The organism is Xaviernesmea rhizosphaerae, from assembly GCF_001938945.1.
Classification (GTDB): Bacteria; Pseudomonadota; Alphaproteobacteria; order Rhizobiales; family Rhizobiaceae; genus Xaviernesmea; species Xaviernesmea rhizosphaerae.
Genome location: NZ_MKIO01000020.1, coordinates 90,495 through 107,299 on the forward strand (window position 1 = coordinate 90,495; position 16,805 = coordinate 107,299).

Annotated in this window: 19 protein-coding genes; 9 read left to right on the top strand and 10 right to left on the bottom strand. The window is 67.8% G+C overall.

Going from position 1 to position 16,805, the window contains the following annotated elements:
- The first annotated feature begins 74 nt into the window (after positions 1–74).
- Complete coding sequence (locus tag BJF92_RS03380; protein WP_075633370.1) at positions 75–221, top strand: DUF1127 domain-containing protein; 147 nt, start codon at positions 75–77, stop codon at positions 219–221.
- A 295-nt stretch (positions 222–516) separates the two neighbouring features.
- Positions 517–792: a hypothetical protein gene (locus tag BJF92_RS03385; RefSeq protein WP_075633371.1), complete on the top strand. Its 276-nt coding sequence runs from the start codon at positions 517–519 to the stop codon at positions 790–792.
- Here BJF92_RS03385 and BJF92_RS03390 read toward each other — a convergent pair.
- A complete protein-coding gene (locus BJF92_RS03390) occupies positions 789–2,060 on the bottom strand; it encodes a GGDEF domain-containing protein (RefSeq protein ID WP_078057817.1) in 1,272 nt (423 codons plus the stop codon). The two genes, BJF92_RS03385 and BJF92_RS03390, sit on opposite strands and share 4 nt — an antisense overlap.
- Before the next feature lie 693 nt (positions 2,061–2,753).
- Between BJF92_RS03390 and BJF92_RS03395 the strand changes: the two genes are divergently transcribed.
- Complete coding sequence (locus BJF92_RS03395; RefSeq protein WP_075633373.1) at positions 2,754–3,980, top strand: M24 family metallopeptidase; 1,227 nt, start codon at positions 2,754–2,756, stop codon at positions 3,978–3,980.
- A 188-nt stretch (positions 3,981–4,168) separates the two neighbouring features.
- Here BJF92_RS03395 and derI read toward each other — a convergent pair whose 3' ends face one another.
- The 3 genes from derI to BJF92_RS03410 all read right to left on the bottom strand — a co-directional run bounded on the left by derI (position 4,169) and on the right by BJF92_RS03410 (position 6,390).
- The gene (gene derI / locus BJF92_RS03400; RefSeq protein WP_075633374.1) at positions 4,169–4,624 is read right to left on the bottom strand and encodes a D-erythrulose-4-phosphate isomerase; all 456 of its coding nucleotides are present in this window, start codon (positions 4,622–4,624) and stop codon (positions 4,169–4,171) included.
- Between the two features lie 79 nt (positions 4,625–4,703).
- Entirely contained in the window at positions 4,704–5,477 is a 774-nt protein-coding gene (locus tag BJF92_RS03405) for a triose-phosphate isomerase (RefSeq protein WP_075633375.1), read from the bottom strand.
- A gap of 118 nt (positions 5,478–5,595) precedes the next feature.
- On the bottom strand, positions 5,596–6,390 hold the full coding sequence (locus tag BJF92_RS03410; protein ID WP_075633376.1) for a DeoR/GlpR family DNA-binding transcription regulator: 795 nt from the start codon (positions 6,388–6,390) through the stop codon (positions 5,596–5,598).
- A gap of 557 nt (positions 6,391–6,947) precedes the next feature.
- Here BJF92_RS03410 and BJF92_RS03415 point away from each other — a divergent pair.
- Positions 6,948–8,417, top strand: a complete 1,470-nt coding sequence (locus BJF92_RS03415) for a helix-turn-helix domain-containing protein (RefSeq protein ID WP_075633377.1) — start codon at positions 6,948–6,950, stop codon at positions 8,415–8,417.
- Between the two features lie 75 nt (positions 8,418–8,492).
- On the opposite strand, the gene BJF92_RS03420 is transcribed toward BJF92_RS03415, so the two are convergent.
- Positions 8,493–9,383: an aldo/keto reductase family oxidoreductase gene (locus BJF92_RS03420; protein ID WP_075633378.1), complete on the bottom strand. Its 891-nt coding sequence runs from the start codon at positions 9,381–9,383 to the stop codon at positions 8,493–8,495.
- 112 nt (positions 9,384–9,495) lie between these two features.
- On the opposite strand from BJF92_RS03420, the gene BJF92_RS03425 reads away from it, so the two are divergent.
- Positions 9,496–10,431 carry a LysR family transcriptional regulator gene (locus BJF92_RS03425; protein ID WP_075633379.1) on the top strand — a complete coding sequence of 312 codons (936 nt, stop codon included), beginning with the start codon at positions 9,496–9,498 and terminating at the stop codon, positions 10,429–10,431.
- A gap of 30 nt (positions 10,432–10,461) precedes the next feature.
- Here BJF92_RS03425 and BJF92_RS03430 read toward each other — a convergent pair whose 3' ends face one another.
- Positions 10,462–10,764, bottom strand: coding sequence for a hypothetical protein (locus tag BJF92_RS03430; protein ID WP_075633380.1), 303 nt, complete (start codon positions 10,762–10,764; stop codon positions 10,462–10,464).
- A 222-nt stretch (positions 10,765–10,986) separates the two neighbouring features.
- Between BJF92_RS03430 and BJF92_RS03435 the strand changes: the two genes are divergently transcribed.
- Entirely contained in the window at positions 10,987–11,895 is a 909-nt protein-coding gene (locus tag BJF92_RS03435) for an NAD-dependent epimerase/dehydratase family protein (RefSeq protein WP_075633381.1), read from the top strand.
- 126 nt (positions 11,896–12,021) lie between these two features.
- Here BJF92_RS03435 and BJF92_RS03440 read toward each other — a convergent pair whose 3' ends face one another.
- Together BJF92_RS03440 and BJF92_RS24915 are read right to left on the bottom strand one after the other, a co-directional pair.
- Complete coding sequence (locus BJF92_RS03440; RefSeq protein WP_075633382.1) at positions 12,022–12,774, bottom strand: hypothetical protein; 753 nt, start codon at positions 12,772–12,774, stop codon at positions 12,022–12,024.
- Positions 12,775–12,839: 65 nt separating this feature from the next.
- On the bottom strand, positions 12,840–13,124 hold the full coding sequence (locus BJF92_RS24915; RefSeq protein ID WP_143523877.1) for a hypothetical protein: 285 nt from the start codon (positions 13,122–13,124) through the stop codon (positions 12,840–12,842).
- A gap of 147 nt (positions 13,125–13,271) precedes the next feature.
- On the opposite strand from BJF92_RS24915, the gene BJF92_RS03445 reads away from it, so the two are divergent.
- The 3 genes from BJF92_RS03445 to BJF92_RS03455 are packed head-to-tail and all read left to right on the top strand — an operon-like array spanning position 13,272 to position 14,735.
- Positions 13,272–13,814 (top strand): RNA polymerase sigma factor, encoded by a 543-nt coding sequence (locus tag BJF92_RS03445; RefSeq protein WP_075633383.1) that lies wholly within the window; start codon positions 13,272–13,274, stop codon positions 13,812–13,814.
- A complete protein-coding gene (locus BJF92_RS03450; protein WP_075633384.1) occupies positions 13,804–14,289 on the top strand; it encodes a hypothetical protein in 486 nt (161 codons plus the stop codon). Before BJF92_RS03445 ends, BJF92_RS03450 begins: the two co-directional genes overlap by 11 nt.
- Complete coding sequence (locus BJF92_RS03455; RefSeq protein ID WP_075633385.1) at positions 14,286–14,735, top strand: periplasmic heavy metal sensor; 450 nt, start codon at positions 14,286–14,288, stop codon at positions 14,733–14,735. The genes BJF92_RS03450 and BJF92_RS03455 overlap by 4 nt, the downstream gene beginning before the upstream one ends.
- A 139-nt stretch (positions 14,736–14,874) precedes the next feature.
- Here BJF92_RS03455 and BJF92_RS03460 read toward each other — a convergent pair whose 3' ends face one another.
- Entirely contained in the window at positions 14,875–15,519 is a 645-nt protein-coding gene (locus BJF92_RS03460; protein WP_075633386.1) for a response regulator transcription factor, read from the bottom strand.
- 170 nt (positions 15,520–15,689) lie between these two features.
- On the bottom strand, positions 15,690–16,769 hold the full coding sequence (locus BJF92_RS03465) for a sensor histidine kinase (protein ID WP_075633387.1): 1,080 nt from the start codon (positions 16,767–16,769) through the stop codon (positions 15,690–15,692).
- Positions 16,770–16,805 lie beyond the last annotated feature (36 nt).

The following is a 16,805-nucleotide window of genomic DNA, read 5'->3' on the forward strand; positions in this document are numbered from 1 at the left end:
CGGTCGATGACGGGGCCGCGAACGGCTCCACCCCCGGGAGCCGGAAGGCCGGTTCCCCACCACAGGAGACCGCCATGAACCTCACCCGCTCTTTCTCCGCCTGGCGCGAATATCGTCAGACCGTCACCGAACTCGGCCGCATGAGCAACCGCGAGCTGAACGACCTCGGCATCGCCCGCGCCGACATCCGCTCGGTCGCCCGCGCCGCCGTCAAGCGCTAAGGCACAATCCGGCCCGCGTGACATGAGGGTCGATAAGATTGCGCGTCAAAGACAAGGCCCCAGAGCGCCGATCTGATCCGTGCGATCGAAAAGCGCTCTCGGCGCATCCTGTCGGGACGATCTGAAGGCAGGCTTCCGGTTTTTGGCTGATGGCAGGTCCATGCCAAACTCCAGGTGCTGAAGCCCCGAAACGTAATATCAATGCCCGGCCTGTCCTGCGCGACAGCCGGGCATTTTTGTACCTGCGGGAACCGCACCGTTTTCTGAATGCAGCTTTCAGCAGAGCCGGCCCCCCTTGGAAGGGCCACGCGCCGCCAAGCCGCTGGTGTGGTGCGTCGATCTGTCCGTCGGCTTCTCTCTCCAGCACGGTCCGGTGATCGCCGTTGCCGACAAGGTGCTGCCGCACCGCCTGCCGGCCGCCGCCCTCATTCTGGTGAACGCCACCATCGCGGCCTTCGTCTCCTTCCGGCTGTTTGAGCGTCCTGTCGGCATTGCCATTCAGCGCCGTTGCGGGGGCGGCCGCCGAGCTTTGCCGCGACGCCTGACGCGGAGCGTCGGAGCGACGTTTTAACCGGAATCCTGCTCGATTCCGCCGCCGCGCGCCTTCGCGCGATAGGAGGCCTTGTCGGCGCGCGAAATCAGCGCCTTGAGGTCGACATCCTTACGGGCGGACAGCGCATAACCCAGGCTGATGCCGATGGTCAGCTCGGTGCCGGCTAGGCGATAGGGCACGGTCAGCAGGCCGATCACTGCCTGTGCCATGCGTTCGGCCTCCTCCGGCGCGGTCAGGCCCGCCTGCCACAGGATGAACTCGTCGCCCCCCGCCCGCACGACCAGATCCGGCGCGCGCACCAGTCCTTTCAGGCGGTCGGCGATCTGGATCAGCAATTCGTCGCCGACCAGATGGCCGAAGCGGTCATTGACCGACTTGAAGCCGTCGAGGTCGAAACAATGGATCGCCGTCATCGCCTTCGCGCGCGCGGAAGGGTTCTCGCGACCGGCCGGATGGTCGAAGGCATCGTAGAGCGCGCGGCGATTGGCCAGGCCCGTCAAGGCATCGCGATGGGCTTGTTTCGCCATTTGCTGCCGGATGCAGATATGCCGCGCGGTGGTGCTGTAGACGTGCATCACGCTTTGCGAGGCCGCGATGAGGAAGGCCGCGAAGATGAAGCTGATCAACCAGTGCGCTTCGCCGCCTTGCCACGCCATGGCCAGGATGGCCGGCAGGGAGGCCGTCGCGATGGATGCAATGGCGATCCTCGGGCGCACGGACACGCGGCTGGCCACGCCGGCGGAATAGCCGAAGACCGTGCAGGTTGCCACGACCTGAAGGGCGAGGTCCGGCTCCATGAAAATCACGCTGCTGATCACACCCACCGACAGGGCCATGATCAGACTGAGGATGGCATGCCGGCGCTCCCAGCGCCGTGACCGCATCAGGTCGGCGGCCTGGCGATCGAGGTCGCGCAGATGCAGCTCCAGCATGACGCTCTTGGCAAAACCGGCCGACACGCCGAGGATGACGGCGACCAGCACCAGGGGTTGCCCCAGCAACGACCAGGCATGGACCCCGACGATCAGCAGGATGAACGTCATCAGCGCTGTGGGAACCGACGTATAGGCCAGCTCCGCCACCAGTTCCTGATAGACCTCGTCCGTTTCCGGTTCGACGATGCGTTTCAAAGGGCTGACGCCCTCCCTTGTCACAAGCCGGCCGAACGGGAGTTCGGCGCGGTGCTTTCTTTTTCTGTCGTCGCATCGGATGGGTCCGAATACCGCTTGCCGGTGTTCGCTCCGATGCGCTGGCAGCCGGATCCTGCGCCAGGCGCCCCTCCACATCCCCCGCGAGAGGCGGTTCTGACATCCGCCCTCCACCTGGCCGGGCCGGTTCGGAGCGGCACGGCAGGGTCATTGCCTTTTGCCTGGGCCTTTCTGCCCAGGCCCGTCTCCCCGTGCCCTTCTGCTTGAGCGAGCAAGGCGAGCGGGCCTGAGGCACACCCGCGCCGTGCGCGCCGCCAGGCGAATGCTGCCGCTAGATGAGGACATGCTGTAATGCAAATCTATTGAGAAAGCGTGTTCCGCGTGAGCTCTGTATCGATGGTGTTGCACCTGCGAAGGTGCTGGAGCGACAGGCGAGAGCCGCTTTTCGCATATGCAGGATAAAGCGAAATGCAGGAGATCGGACGGCTTATGATCGTCTGCGCGACCCTCTGCTGAGGCCGGCGCGCCCCCTTCAAGCCGCGTGCGATGTGCCGTGAGGAAGGCGTCGGCCGCAGCCCGGGCGCAAAGCGCGTCGCGGTCTTTTTTACTTCCCGCGCTTCCCGTCATTGTCTTGCAGCACGGCACGACCGCAAACCGCTTCCCATTTTCGCGCGGCATGCTCTGAGCTTGTTGTTTTTGCATCGGCGTTTTCCGAAAATCAGGTCCCGCTTTTCGGGTTGATGGTCTAGCATCGCCGACCGCCCGAGCCGGCCATGCCGCGCGCCGATATCGGTTTGCGGCGGCGGGTCATCCGATTGCAGGAGAGTGAGAATGAGCGAGATCGACCGCCAGCGCGCCGCGCGGCTGATGCAGGCGGAGGGGCTGGAGGCTCTGGTGCTGTTTCAGCCCGATGCCTTTCGCTATGCCACCGGCGCGCCGGCCGGCGTGGCCGCCATGTGGGGCCGGGCCGGCGCGGCGATCGCGCTGGTGCCGGCCGATGCGGCCTTGCCCATCGCCGCCGTGATCAGCGATCACGCCGCCCCCGCGTTGGCGCGCCTTGCGCCGGCGGTGGAGCGGCGCGTGCATGGTATCTGGATCGACCAGTTGACGCTGGGCCCGGTGTCGAGCCTTGCCGGGGTCGAGGCGGCCTATGCCGCGCAGGGGCTTGGCCGGTCGCGCCCGGAAACCTTCGATCGCGCCGCCTGCTTCGTGCTCCTCGGCGATCTGCTGCAGACCCATGGCCTGTCGTCCGCCCGGATCGGCGTCGATCTCGCTTTCCTGCCGGCCGCCGATTTCACCGCACTTGAAGCCGCGCTGCCGCGGGTGCGCTGGGTCGATGGCTCCCTCTGCCTGATGCGGCTGCGCGCGGTGAAGACTCCGCGCGAGATCGCCCGCCTGCGCCAGGCGAGCCAGGCGGCCGAAGCGGGCCTGCGGCGCATGGCCGAGGCGGTGGCCGATGGCGTGCCGCTCGCCACGCTCTCTGCCGCCTGGAAGGCCGGCGCGGCGGATGCTGCGGCTCGGGGCGGTTTTACCCTCACCGGCACCTGGGATTATCTGTCCGTCGGCCCGGATCTCGCCGATCCCGGCGCCCGGGTTGCGCCCGGCGCGCTGATCAAGGCGGATGTCGGCACGCTGGTGGAGGGCTATTCCTCCGATGGCGCGCGCACCTATAGTTTCGGCCGGCCGCCGGATCTCGCCCGGGACATCTTCGCGGTTCTGGAGGAGGCCTTCGAAGCGGGGCTTGCGGCGATCCGCCCCGGCGCGCGCTTCGGCGATGTCCATGCCGCCATGAGCACCGTGGTTCACGGTCACGGTCTGACGCGCTATGCGCGCGGCCATTTCGGCCATTCGGTCGGCGGTGGCATGGGGATCGAGGAGGCGCCGTTCTTTTCCACTGGAAACCCTGAGCGGATCGAGCCCGGCATGGTGCTGGCAATCGAGGCGCCCTTCTACGGCCAGGGGCTGGGCGCGCTGATGATCGAGGAGATGGTGCTGGTGACCGAGACCGGCACCGAGCGCATCGACAGCCTGCCGCGCGGGCTGGTAGAACTTGGCTGAGAGAAAGGCGGCGGGTGTGCCCCGCCGCCTGCTCAGGCGTTCGCGCATCGGACTGAAAACCGGCTCCGGCCTTTCGGTCCGGTGGGCTAGAGCATCAGACTGAAAATCGCACGCAGTCCGATGCTCTAATTTTTTGTTTTTGCATCGGATTTGTCCGAAAACCGGTTCCCACTTTTCGGACCGATGCTCTAGCCCTTGTTGTACTTGGCGTCCACGGCGTTGATCGCCTCGACATTGCCGGCCGAGCGGCCGTTTTCGTCGAAGGTCTGGGCGAGATAGGCGTCGGCGATTGCCTTGGCCAGCTCGCTGCCGATCACGCGCGCGCCCATGGTGATGATCTGGGCATTGTTGGAGAGTGCTGCGCGCTCGGCCGAATAGGTGTCGTGCGTCAGCGCGGCGCGGATGCCCGGCACCTTGTTGGCCGAGATGCAGACGCCGATGCCCGTGCCGCAGACCAGGATGGCCCGGTCATAGGTGCCGGCGAGCACGGCCGAGGCCACGCGGTCCGACAGGGTGGCATAGAAGGCATCCGGACCGGCATCGGTGCGCGAGATTTCCGCCACCTCGTGGCGCTCCTTCAGATGGTCGGCGAGAACCTTGGCCAGGCCTTCGCCCGCACTGTCTCCGGCAACGGCGATTTTCATGATCTGTTTCCTCCTGGTTTGACTGATTGTGGCGAAGCTTGCCCGGCCCCGCCTGCTCGGGGGCGGGCGGATGGGATCGTCAGAGCGTGGCGGCGACGCGGGCGAGAATGTCGAGATAGCCTTCCACATTCCAGGCCGAGCGGCCGATGAACAGGCCGTCAATGTTCGGGCAGGCGATCAGTTCGGCGCAATTGCCCGGATTGACCGAGCCGCCATAAAGACAGGGCACGGCATGGCCGAGCACATGGCGGGCGACCTCGGCGATCTCGCGATGGCGGGCATCGGCATAATCGGCCGTGGCCGGAATGCCCTTTTCGCCGATGGCCCAGACCGGCTCGTAGGCGAGCAGGATCGGCCGGGCGGCCTCTTCAGCGCTCAGCCCCTTCAGCGCGCCCTCGACCTCGCGGGCCAGAACCTCGGAGGCCCGGCCGCTGTTGCGGTCTTCCAGCGTCTCGCCAATGCAGATCAGCGGGGTCAGGCCATGGCGCAGCGCCGCCTTGACCTTGAGATTCACCGTCTCGTCGGTCTCGCCGAAATGTTCGCGCCGCTCGGAATGGCCGAGCTCGACCAGGTCCAGCCCGCAATCGGTCAGCATGAGAGGCGAGATCTCGCCGGTCCAGGCGCCGCGATCCTCCCAATGCATGTTCTGCGCCCCGACCTTGACCGGCACGTCGGCCAGGATGGTCTTGACCTCGCGCACCGCCGTGAAGGGCGGGATGACGAAGGGCTGGATCTGCGGATGGATGCGCCCATGGGCGTCCTTCAGCGTCTCGGCGAAGCTGCGGGCTTCGGCCAGCGTCTTGTTCATCTTCCAGCTGGTGCCGATCCAGATCCGGCGGTGATGCTGCGACATTCTCTTTCCTCCTGGCCGTCCTTTCGGACGGGTCTTTCTTCGCGGCGGCGATGGGGCGGACCGTCCGCCCGGCTTGCAGCAATGGCATGCGACCGGCAGGCCGCAGCCTTTTGGCTTCTCAGGCCTGCGCCGTGTCCGCCTCTGCCGTTTCGGGCGGGGCAATGATCAGCCGGGTTCCGGCCGTCACCAGCGCGGCGCGCACATCCTCCGGCGGCGCGCGGTCGGTGATGATGGTGTCGAAACCGTCCAGCCGCGCCAGATGGTGCAGCGCGGTACGGCCGAAGCGGCGATGGTTGACGAGCAGGCAGCAGCGCCGCGCCGCGCCCATCATTGCCCGCTTGCTGCGCACCACCGCCTCGTCCATGTGGTGAGCGCCTGCGCTGGAGACGGCGGGCGCGGAGATGAAGGCGAGATCGGCCGAGAGGCGGCCCAGCGCTTCCTCCGCCATCAGGCCGAGATAGGCGTTGAACTTCGGCGAATAGACGCCGCCCGGCGCCATCAGCGTGATGTCGCGCGCGGCCTTCAGCGTCTCCAGCACGGCGGCATTGTTGGTGATCACCGTCAGCGGCCGCTTCTCGCAAAGCCGCGCGCCGAGCACGGCCGCCATCGAGCCGTCATTGACGATGACGCTCATGCCGGGCTCGACCTCGTCCAGCGCCGCGCGGGCAATGGCGCGCTTGGTCTCGGTCTCCTGCAGCTCGCGAATGGAGAAATCGCTCTCGAACTGCGTGCCAGGCTCGATCGTCGCGCCGCCGCGCATCTTGCGCAGGATGCCGGCCCGCTCGAGATCGTCGAGATCGCGATGCACCGTCATGCGCGAGACGGAAAAGCGCGCAGCCAGCGCGTCGAGATCCGCTGTGCGGTTCTCGATCAGCCAGTTGACGATCGCCTGTTTCCGGTCCTCACGCTTCACGCTGCCCGTCCGGCATCCCCTGCCGGTCTCCTCATTTGCTTGCAAATGTAACATTCTGATTCGATATAATCAAAGATGAAATTGTGATTTTGTGATTTTCTTGCGCGTGTCACCGCCTCGTGGCGGAGTGCGGCCGCGTCAGACCCGGCTAACCGGGCCACTTGATGCCTTCAGACAATTCGAATAAGCAAAGATAGGTGAAGGCTTTAGGCGGCTTGCCGTTTCTGACACGCCTCTGTCTCGCAGACAGGTGATGATGGTCGGGCAGACGAAGGCCGTGCGCATGGCCGGGTCGATCTCACGGCCAAGGGGCGGCGCAGCTTTCGTCTTTTCGCGCAGAGCGTTCGCCGGCGCGTTCGTGCCGGTGCGGCGGCCCCGAACGCCTGTGACAGGCATGCTGATAGCCACGGACGCGGTGCCCGTGGGTTGCCGATCTCCCTGTGCATCGTGCCGAACGTCGCCATCGGCCGCATGCGCCGGGCTTTTTGTTTTCGCATCGGATCCTCCCGAGAGCCGGTCTCCACGCTCGGTCCGATGCCCTCACGGGGAGCGATCCGATGACGGACGCGCTGAGCCTGCCCATGATCCCCGACGCGACGGACACCGCCGCCGCGCCCCTTGTGCTTTTGCCGGATCGTTCCGTTTCGCCGCCCTTGTCCGAGCTCCCGTTCAAGCCTCAGCCGCGCGCCTTTGCGCCGCCGGTCTCCGGTCTCGAGGGCCTCCTGCCGCTCTCCGTGGAAATTCCGCGCGATTCGCACGGTGCGGCCGCGCCCATCCCGGCGCTGGACGCGGCCGATGAACCGGCAGCTGAGGATTATGTGCGCTGGCTCGAGGCACTCTGGGCCAGCCGGCTGGTCGGGGAGGGGGATGTTCGACCGACCTTCACCCTCGGCGTGCTGCTCTGGCCCGGCTTTTCCCTGTTTACCCTGGCGCTGCTGCAGGAGGTGCTGCGGCTGGCGGGAGAGGCGGCGCCGACCGCGCCGCCGCGCCTGGCGCTGCTGGGGCCGGCGAGCGAGGCCGCCGTGCCGGCCGCCGGCATCGGCCTCAGGCTGGCGGCCGATACGCCCTATGTTCGCCCCGACGATCTCGACCTGCTTCTGGTTCTGGCCGGGCCCGACACCCCGGAGCGGCTGGCCACACGCCGGGACAGGGGCGGCCTTCCGGCCAGAGAGGCAGTGGACACAAGGGGATCGGACGGGGCAGAAGCGGGCAGGGAGGCGACCGGCCGGCACCTGTCGGAAGCGGGGCCGGCCGATTCAGGCGAGCCCATCCGCCACCGCGACTATCTGCGCGTTGCCGCTGCCGCAGGGTTGACCGTGGGTGGCTGCGGTGGGGGCGTGCGCGTGCTGGTCGAGGAGGGCCTGCTCGCCAACCGGCGCTTCGGTCTCGATCAGCGCCTGCAGGCGGATCTTCACGCGGCCTTTCCCGGCCTGGCGATCGTGCCGGCAGAGGCGGTGCTCGACCAGGGCCGCATGACGTCCGCCGATGGCGTGGCCGTGCTGTCCGTGCTGCTGCCGCTGATCCGCGCCCGCCTCGGGCACGAGGCTGTGGCACGCATCGAGGCAGGGCTGCGCCTGCCGGCGCCGGTTTCAGATTTTTCCCCGCCGGGTCCGCAGATGGCCGCCGCTGTGGTGATGGATGCCGAAAGGCCGGTGCCTGCGCGCGGACAGGCGGAAAGCCTGCCCGAGGCGCGCGCCATCGCCGATCCCCGCATTGCCCGCGCCGTCGTCCTGATCGAGGCGCGCGCCGGCCAGAATGTCTCGCCCAGCGAAATGGCCCGGGCGGCCGGCCTTTCGGCCCGGCAGTTCTCTCGGCTCTTCCGCGCCACGCTGGGCATGACGCCGAAGCATTTCATCCTGCACACGCGGCTGGCGCGGGCGCGTATCCTGGTGGAACAGGGAATGCTGTCGATGGCGGCGATTGCCGATCAGACCGGCTTTGCCGATTGCGCCCATTTCACCACCGCCTTCAAGGCCCGCTACGGCACCGCGCCGCGCAACCTGCGCCCCCGGCGCGCGCCGCGTTGAGCGCACAGGCTAGGGGCGCACAGGCCGGGGGCGCACGGAGCAGGGGCGCCCGCCTTCCGGGCCGCTCGGCTCGGATCAGCCTTCGGACGTCGCGCCGATGCCGTCCAGCTCCGCGACGTCCTCTGCCGACAGCACCAGATCGGCAGCGGCGAGATTTTCGCGCAGATGCGCGCGCGATGACGTCCCGGGGATCAGCAGGATATGCGGCGCGCGCTGCAGCAGCCAGGCCAATGCCACCTGCATCGGTGTGGCGCCGAGCCGCGCGGCAACCCTGGACAGAAGCGAGGACTGCAGCGGCGAGAAGCCGCCCAGCGGGAAGAACGGCACATAGGCCGTGCCCTTTTCCGCCAGCGCATCCAGCAACGCGTCGTCCTCACGATGCGCAAGATTGTACTGGTTCTGCACGCAGACGATTTCGGTGATCTTTCGTCCCTCTTCGACCTGACGGGCGGTGACGTTGGACAGGCCGATATGCCGGATCAGCCCTTGTCGCTGCAGCTCGGCCAGAGCCGTCAGCGGCGCTTCCAGCGAGCCTTCCGCCGGGCCGTGAACATCGAACATGGCGCGCAGATTGACCACATCGAGCACATCGAGACCGAGATGGGTGAGATTGTCGTGCACCGCCCGCGTCAGATCCTCGGCGGAGAAGGCCGGGTTCCAGGAGGCGTCCGGGCCACGCACGGCGCCGACCTTGGTGACGATCACAAGCCCATCGCCATAGGGATGCAGCGCCTCGCGAATGATCTCGTTGGTGACATGCGGGCCGTAGAAGTCGCTGGTGTCGATATGATCGACGCCGCTTTCGACGGCCTCCCGCAGCACCGCAATCGCCTCCGCCCGGTCCTTGGGCGGGCCGAAGACGCCGGGGCCGGCCAGCTGCATCGCGCCATAGCCCAGCCGCTTCACCGTTCTATCGCCGAGTGTGAACGTCGCGCCGTCTTGAAGAGCCTTTTGTTGAAGAACCATGGGGATTGCCTCCTGTTGCAATGGCCTGACGCTAGACCCTTCCCACTGTTCCGATAAGTCACCATAATCGGCACAGCCTGTCCGAAACCGCGGACAATGAAAAGGGGATGGCATGGCGGAGAACCTGCCCGACATGGGCGACCTCAGGGCGTTTCTCCTGGTGGCGCGAGCCGGGGGTTTTCGCGAGGCGGCGCGCATGAGCACGCTCAGCGCCTCGGCACTCAGCGATGCCGTGCGGCGGCTGGAGGGCGAACTGGGCCTGCGCCTGCTCCACCGCACGACGCGCAGCGTGCTGCCGACCGAGGCCGGGCGCGGGCTGATCGCCCGGCTCGACCCCGCTTTCCGGGAGATCGCCGACGCCGTCGATCACCTGCGCAGCCTGCGCGACCGTCCGGCCGGCACGCTGACGCTCAATGTGCCCGCCAGCGCCGCGCGGCTGATCCTGCCGGCCATCGTCCCGCCCTTTCTGGCCGCCTATCCGGATATCCGGCTGGAGGTGATGACCGACGAGCAGTTCGTCGATATTCTGGCCGCCGGCTGCGATGCCGGCATCCGCTACGACGAGCGGCTGGAGCAGGACATGATCGCCGTGCCGATCGGCCCGCGCCGGCAGCGTTTCGCGCTGGCTGCCGCGCCCGGCTATCTCTCGCGCCACGGCAACCCGCAGCATCCGCGTGAGCTGATGCGCCATGCCTGCATTCGCGGACGCTTTGCCGGGCGACCGGTCGAGACCTGGGAACTGGAGCGCGACGGCGAGGTGATCCGCATCGATCCGCCGGGCCAGCTTCTGGTGCAGAACGGGGCTGGCAGCGATCTCGGCGTGGCCGCCGCTCTGACCGGCCTCGGCATCGTCTGCCTGTTCGAGGACTGGCTGAGGCCGCACCTCGACAGCGGTGCGCTGGCGCCGGTGCTGGAAGACTGGTGGCCGGCGTTTCCCGGTCCCTTTCTGTATTATTCCGGCCGCCGCCTGGTGCCGGCGCCGCTGCGCGCCTTCATCGATTTCCTGCGGACGCATCCCTTCGATCCGCCGGCCGTCCCGGCAGTATGACGGGAATCGAGAAGAGCCTTTTCATCCGCCTCAGGCGTTCGAACGCTCGCCGTTCTGGCGCAGCAGCGGCAGAACGCGGCGGCAATCGGCATTATCGCCGGAAAGCAGCGTGGCCGGATCGACCATGCCGAAGGAGACGCCGATGGCATTGGCCGCCGCCCAGCCCCAATTGGCCTGCGCCCGCTCCAGAAGTCGCGGGCCTTCTGCGGCGATGCAGGCCCGGCCGGCGCCGATCAACTCATTGACCGCCACGCCGCGCAAGCGGTCGCTGACCTCCGCCTGCAGCGGATTGACGACGAAAATCGCGAAAAGCATGCTGATGAAGTCCGACACGACCCGCCTCCTGTGATGCCGGACAGAGATGGGGCGTGACCCCGCCCCGATCCATCCGCGATCGATCACAAAGTTGTTGCTGATCAAGGACACGGCGTGATGACGGCAAGGTTATCGGCGTCGCTGCGCTTGCGCGAAAAGCGGCCGGGGCCGCATTTCTCCCCTCGAAAAATCCCCGTCGTCGTGCATATGGCTGCCAGGACCATGAAAGGGAGACGGAGCATGGGCAAGAGAATCATTTTTACCGGCGGCAGCGGCAAGGCGGGGCGTGAGGTCGTGCCCTATCTGCGCGACAGGGGCCACGAGATCTTCAATCTCGACCTGGTTCCGCTTGACTGCCCGGGGGTCAACACGCTGGTGACGGATCTCACCGACAGCGGCCAGGTGTTCAATGCGCTGTCGATGCATTTCGATTTTGCCGGGCTGGAAACGGGCAAGGGGCCGGCGCCGGTCGATGCGGTCGTGCATTTCGCCGCTGTGCCGCGCATTCTCCTGAGGCCCGACAACACCACCTTCGCCGCCAACACGCTTTCGACCTACAATGTCATCGAGGCGGCGGTGAAGCTCGGCATCCGCAAGGTGATCATCGCTTCCAGCGAGACGACCTATGGCGTCTGCTTCGCCGAGGGCGACAAGGATTTCCACGAGTTTCCGCTGACCGAAGACTATGACGTCGATCCGATGGACAGCTACGGCCTGTCCAAGGTGGTGAACGAGAAGACCGCGCGCGCCTTCGCCATGCGCACCGGCGCCGATATCTATGCCCTGCGCATCGGCAATGTCATCTCGCCCGAGGACTATGCCAATTTCCCCGGCTTCCTCGCCGATCCTCCGTCCCGCAAGCGCAATGCCTGGAGCTATATCGACGCGCGCGACCTTGGCCAGATCGTCGATCTCTGCATCGACAAGGACGGGCTCGGCTTCCAGGTGTTCAACGCCGTCAACGACACGATCACCGCGCGGGAGCCGACGCGCGACTTCCTCGCCAAATACGCGCCGGGCACGCCGATCACCGGCCCGCTGGAAGGCTTCGCCGCGCCGATCAGCAATGCCAAGATCCGCGAGGTGCTGGGCTTCCGCGAGGCGCATGACTGGCGGCGCCATGTGCCGCAGGCAGAGGGCGAGCGCTAGAGCGTCAGACTGAAAATAAGACGCAGTCTGACGCTCTAGGATTTTGTTTTTGCACCGGATTTTTTCCGAAAACCGGTTCCCACTTTTCGGTCCGACGCTCTAAGCGAAGCCGTTCGCCGCGCGGGATCAGCCGCCCGCGCGGCGCTGGTGGTCGATGAGGAATTGCCGGGCCTTGCGGAAGCTCCAGGTCCATGTGGCCGACGACAGGGCGCTGCCCCCCTCGATTACCTGCGCCAGCGGGCAGGCGATAAGTTGCGCCGCCTCCGTGCGATCCTGCGCCTCCTCCACCTGCCGGAGAATATCCTCGGCGCGGGACGCGCTCGGCAGAAGCAGGAAGAGTTCGGGGTGGCAGTGGACCGGGTCATAGGCAAGCCCGATCGCCAGAGCCTCGTCGCGCAGAAGATCGGTAACGGCCAGCTCCTCCGCCACCTCCCGCGCGGCCTCGGCGAGGAGATCCACCGTGCCGGTGCTGCCCGGCTCGGCATAGCCGCCGACGAGGTAGAGGCAGCCGGGGTTCTGCTCCGCCGTCAGGTTGCGCCGCGTCAGGATCAGCTGACCGTCCACCGCCAGCACCGCCGCCGTCAGGCCCAGCGGATCGGCGCGCCCGACGCCGGGATGGCGAAGGGTGAAATTGGGGTCGCGCGTGGCGATATAGGCGGAAAAGCGCGTTTCCTGCGCGGTGATGCGCAACGCGTCGTCGGTCACGCTGTGCTGCGCCATGCGCAGAAGCCGGCCGTCAAAGGCCTCCGGGCGCTTGCCGGCAAAGGCGGCCCAGCGCGCCGCACGCTCGGCTTCCGCCATAGCCTCCAGCGCGAAAACGCCGTCGACGTGACAGAGGAGCCGGTCGGCGGGCAGGCTGAAAGATTGGTCATCAAACATCTGCGCGCTCCTGACGGCGGGATCTCGCATCAGGGGGTCTTCAGCTTTTTTTGGCTGTCAAGATTTTAGGCCTTGTTTTCAACACAATCCACATCTATACATCCTGACATCGGCACTGCTGGTTGAGCGTCCCACCCAAATTCGCGGAGGCTCGCGGTTCCGATCATCGCTTCAAACTGTTGACCACGGATGTACTGGCAGGGGTGAGTTAGCGAATAGGGAAGGTCGGTGCGAATTTCGCCCCGGCCTTTTTTGTTGTCTTCATGCCGTCCTTGTCCCTTCCGCATCATCGCGCTTGAGATTTTTTCCACGCGGGCGACGGATCGGGCGCGCCCGCGCGTATCAGGCATGATGAGGCTGCCTGAAGCATCGGACAGGAAGGCGGGACGCGGTTTTCGGAAAAATCCGATGCCCAGACAGACTCAAACCGAAATCAGGTGCAGCGTCTCGGAACGATCCGATGCGAAAACGAGACCCCGGAGCTTCCTGGCGGGCAGATGGTGGACGATCCGGATGCGGAGCTGATCAAGGCGGTGGCGGCGGGCGAGCCCGGGGCGATGCAGGCGCTGGTGGCGCGCAAGCTGCCGCGCTTCCTGGCGCTGGCCGTGCGCATGCTGGGCGACCGGGCGGAGGCGGAGGATGTGGCGCAGGAGACCTTTCTCAGGATCTGGCGCCATGCCGGCCGCTTTCGCGCGCGCGAGGCCCGCTTCGACAGCTGGGCCCACCGGATCGCGCTGAACCTCTGCTATGACCGCCTGCGCCGGCGGCGCGAGGAGCCGATGGCCGAGCCGCCCGAGCAGGCCGACCCTGCGCCTCTGCCCGATGCGGATGAAGAGGGCGAGGCGCGGCAGGTGGAGCGGGCGCTGCAGGCTTTGGCGCCGCGCCAGCGCGAGGCGATCGTGCTGGTCTATTACCAGGACATGACCAACCGGCAGGCGGCGGAGCTGATGGGGTTGAGCATCGAGGCGCTGGAAAGCCTGTTGTCGCGCGGTCGCCGGGCGCTGGCGGCGCGTTTGAAGGGAGACTGCGATGATGCGTGAGGGCGAAACCGGCCTGAGCGAAGCCCGGTTCCGGGCCTTGGCGCAAGCCTATGGCGGCGAGATCGCCCGCTGGCCGGGCGCGGTGCAGGCGCAGGCGCGCGCCATGGCGGAGCGGGCGGAGCTGAGCGCCGTACTGGCCGAGGCGCGGGCGGTGGATGCCGCGCTCGACCGCTTCGCCCTTGCCCCGCCCGCGCCGGCGCTGGCCGCGCGCATCCTGCGGGAAACCGGCCGGGGGCATGCGCTGCGTCTGGCGATCAGGCGGGCGCTGATCGGCGCGGGGCTGCTGGGCGTGGGCCTTGCCGGCGGGCTGGCCGGGGCTGCGGCGGTGATGATCGCCGTGCCGCCGCCGGCTCTGACCGGTGAGGATGGCACCACCGTCTTCGGCATGCTGGCGCCGGATCTCGCCGCCGCCGATCTCAACCGGCCAGGCGCCTCCCCGCGTGACCCGGCCCCGGCCATGGAGAGAGAGCCATGAGCGAGACAGGATTTCGCCGCCTCGTCCTGGGCCTTCTGGTGCTGAATGTTTTTCTCGTCAGCGCGCTGGCTGGCGCCGGTCTGTTCTATATCAACCGCGCGCCGCCGCCGTCCGGCGGCCGCCTGCCGCTGGCGGGCGAGGACCTGCCGCGCGAGACCCGCGCGGCCTTCCAGAAGGCGCTGTCCGATGCCCGCAGGGGTGCGCGCGCCACCACGCTCGCCGCGCAGCAGGCCCGCATCGAGGCCGCCGCGCTGATGGGACAGGAAACGCTCGACCGCGCAAGCCTCTCCGACGCGCTGGCCCGCGCGCGCGCGGCGGAGATGGCCGTGCGCGCCGCAGCCGAGGAAAAGGCCATCGACTTCGTCACCGACCTGCCGCTCGAAGACCGCCGCCGTCTCGCCCAGGGACTCATCCGCCGCGAGGCGCCGAAGCCGGCGGGGCGGTGAGTTTTCGCAGCGGCGCAGCCCTCACACCGCGTCCGCGCCTTGCAGGCATGTCCGCAGGGACGCCGGATCCTTTGGCGCCACAGGGGCGAGCGACAGAGGGCGGCCGGGGCGGTGCCCGGATCTGGCAGCCGTGCGAGGCTCACCCCATCGGCCGCAGGAGGCCGAGGCTTTCGGCCATGCGGATCAGGTCGGCCACGCTGTCGGCCTGCATCTTGCGCATGGCATGGCCGCGATGGACCTTGACGGTGATTTCGCTGAGGCCAAGCTCTCCGGCGATCTGCTTGTTCAGCCGTCCGAGCGCCACCAGCGCCATCACCTCGCGCTCGCGCGATGTCAGCGTCTGATAGCGCTCGCGCAGACTCGACAGCGCCTCGTCCTGGGCCTGGCGCGTGCGGTCACCTGCCAGCGCCTGCCTGATGGCATCGAGAAGGTCCTGTTCGCGGAAGGGCTTGAGCAGGAATTCGCTGGCGCCGGCCTTCATCGCCCTGACCGACATGGGCACGTCGCCATGGCCGCTGAGGAAGATCACCGGCACGGTCTCGGCCCGGCGCACAAGCTCGTCCTGGAAGTCCAGTCCGTTGGCGTCGGGCATGCGGATGTCGAGCACCAGGCAGCTCGGCCGGGCGCGGGGCAGGGCGGCGAGGAACTCCGCCGTCGAAGCGAAGCAGGCCGCGCGGTAGCCGACCGAGCGCAGCAGGCTGTCCAGCCCGTCACGCACGGACGGGTCGTCATCGACGACATAGACGGTCTGGGCCGCCGGTCGCGCGCTCTGTTCCTGGTTCATCCCTGTGCTCTCCCTGCTGGCGCCCTCGGCCAGCGCGTGCCCCGTCCTTTTCGGCGAGGCGGGGCGCGGAGGCAAGGGCCTGCGGCGGCGGTGCAGGACGAATGGGACGCCTTCGTACTGGCTGGTGAAGCCTGTCGCGCGGCTGCCCGCGACCCCGAAGACAGACCGGATCAGGCCGTTCCCGCCTCGCCCTGCGTTCGGACAGCCGGCAGGGTGAAGCCGAAGACGGCGCCGGTCGGATAGTTCGGCGCGGCATAGATCGTGCCGCCATGGGCCTCGACGATCGAGCGGCTGATGGCCAGCCCCATGCCCATGCCGGTCGGCTTGGTGGAGAAGAAGGCCTCGAACAGCCGCTGCTGCGCCTCGCCGCCAAGGCCCGTTCCGCTGTCGCGCACGCTCACCGTCACGCTTTTGCCGTCGCCGGCGGCGCTGACGAGGAGGTCGCGCTCCTCGGCCGGCCTCTCCGCCATGGCCTCGATGGCGTTCAGAACGAAGTTCAGCACCACCTGCTGCAGCTGTACCCGGTCGCCCATGACCTGCGGCAGCGCGTCGTCCAGCTCGGTGCGCAGGTGGATTTCGTTGCGGCGCAGCTCGCCGCGCATGACCGCCAGCGCCTCGGCCACCGTCTCCGTCAGGTCCAGCGGCTCCGCCTGCGGACCGGCGCGCGCCACCAGCCGGCGCACCCGGGCCACGACATCGCCCGCCCGGCCGGCGTCCGCGACGATCCGCGTCAGCGCGCGCCGGGCTTCCTCCTCATTGGGCGGGTCAGCCGAAAGCCAGCGCAGCGCCGCATTGCCATTGGCGGCAATGGCGGTCACCGGCTGGCTCACCTCATGGGCGATCGACGCGCTGAGCTCGCCCATCAGCATGATGCGCGACATGCGCGCGAGATCGCTCTGGGCGTGGCGGGCGCGCGCCTGCAGCCGCTCCAGCCGGACGGCGAGCCAGGTGCTGGCGCCGATGGCCAGCAGGCTGAGCGCGGCATTGGCGAGACCGGAATCGCGGTTGCCATGCCGGGTCAGTCCATAACTCGTCAGCGTCAGCACGATGCAGATGCCCGCCACCGTCAGGATCGCGCCCACCCGGCCGCTGCGCACCGCAAGCAGGATGACCACCACATGCAGCACCGCAAAGGCGATCTCCAGCTTGGTCAGCGTGTCCGCGACGAAGATCAGCCCGGCCATCAGCGTGATGGCCAGCCAGAGAAGCGGGCTTTCGCTGAGATAGCGGAGGAGTGCCGGTCTCGTCATGCGCCTGTGCTCCTGTCGATCTCGTGCCGCCTGCCG

What these genes read in the sequence shown, in the direction of transcription:
- BJF92_RS03380 (WP_075633370.1), top strand. Translation starts at nt 75, where the DNA reads ATGAACCTCACCCGCTCTTTCTCCGCCTGGCGCGAATATCGTCAGACC.
- BJF92_RS03415 (WP_075633377.1), top strand. Translation starts at nt 6,948, where the DNA reads ATGACGGACGCGCTGAGCCTGCCCATGATCCCCGACGCGACGGACACC.
- BJF92_RS03455 (WP_075633385.1), top strand. Translation starts at nt 14,286, where the DNA reads ATGAGCGAGACAGGATTTCGCCGCCTCGTCCTGGGCCTTCTGGTGCTG.
- BJF92_RS03450 (WP_075633384.1), top strand. Translation starts at nt 13,804, where the DNA reads ATGATGCGTGAGGGCGAAACCGGCCTGAGCGAAGCCCGGTTCCGGGCC.
- BJF92_RS24915 (WP_143523877.1), bottom strand. Translation starts at nt 13,124, where the DNA reads ATGCCTGATACGCGCGGGCGCGCCCGATCCGTCGCCCGCGTGGAAAAA.
- BJF92_RS03435 (WP_075633381.1), top strand. Translation starts at nt 10,987, where the DNA reads ATGGGCAAGAGAATCATTTTTACCGGCGGCAGCGGCAAGGCGGGGCGT.
- derI (WP_075633374.1), bottom strand. Translation starts at nt 4,624, where the DNA reads ATGAAAATCGCCGTTGCCGGAGACAGTGCGGGCGAAGGCCTGGCCAAG.
- BJF92_RS03420 (WP_075633378.1), bottom strand. Translation starts at nt 9,383, where the DNA reads ATGGTTCTTCAACAAAAGGCTCTTCAAGACGGCGCGACGTTCACACTC.
- BJF92_RS03390 (WP_078057817.1), bottom strand. Translation starts at nt 2,060, where the DNA reads ATGTGGAGGGGCGCCTGGCGCAGGATCCGGCTGCCAGCGCATCGGAGC.
- BJF92_RS03465 (WP_075633387.1), bottom strand. Translation starts at nt 16,769, where the DNA reads ATGACGAGACCGGCACTCCTCCGCTATCTCAGCGAAAGCCCGCTTCTC.
- BJF92_RS03395 (WP_075633373.1), top strand. Translation starts at nt 2,754, where the DNA reads ATGAGCGAGATCGACCGCCAGCGCGCCGCGCGGCTGATGCAGGCGGAG.
- BJF92_RS03405 (WP_075633375.1), bottom strand. Translation starts at nt 5,477, where the DNA reads ATGTCGCAGCATCACCGCCGGATCTGGATCGGCACCAGCTGGAAGATG.
- BJF92_RS03460 (WP_075633386.1), bottom strand. Translation starts at nt 15,519, where the DNA reads ATGAACCAGGAACAGAGCGCGCGACCGGCGGCCCAGACCGTCTATGTC.
- BJF92_RS03440 (WP_075633382.1), bottom strand. Translation starts at nt 12,774, where the DNA reads ATGTTTGATGACCAATCTTTCAGCCTGCCCGCCGACCGGCTCCTCTGT.
- BJF92_RS03425 (WP_075633379.1), top strand. Translation starts at nt 9,496, where the DNA reads ATGGCGGAGAACCTGCCCGACATGGGCGACCTCAGGGCGTTTCTCCTG.
- BJF92_RS03445 (WP_075633383.1), top strand. Translation starts at nt 13,272, where the DNA reads ATGGTGGACGATCCGGATGCGGAGCTGATCAAGGCGGTGGCGGCGGGC.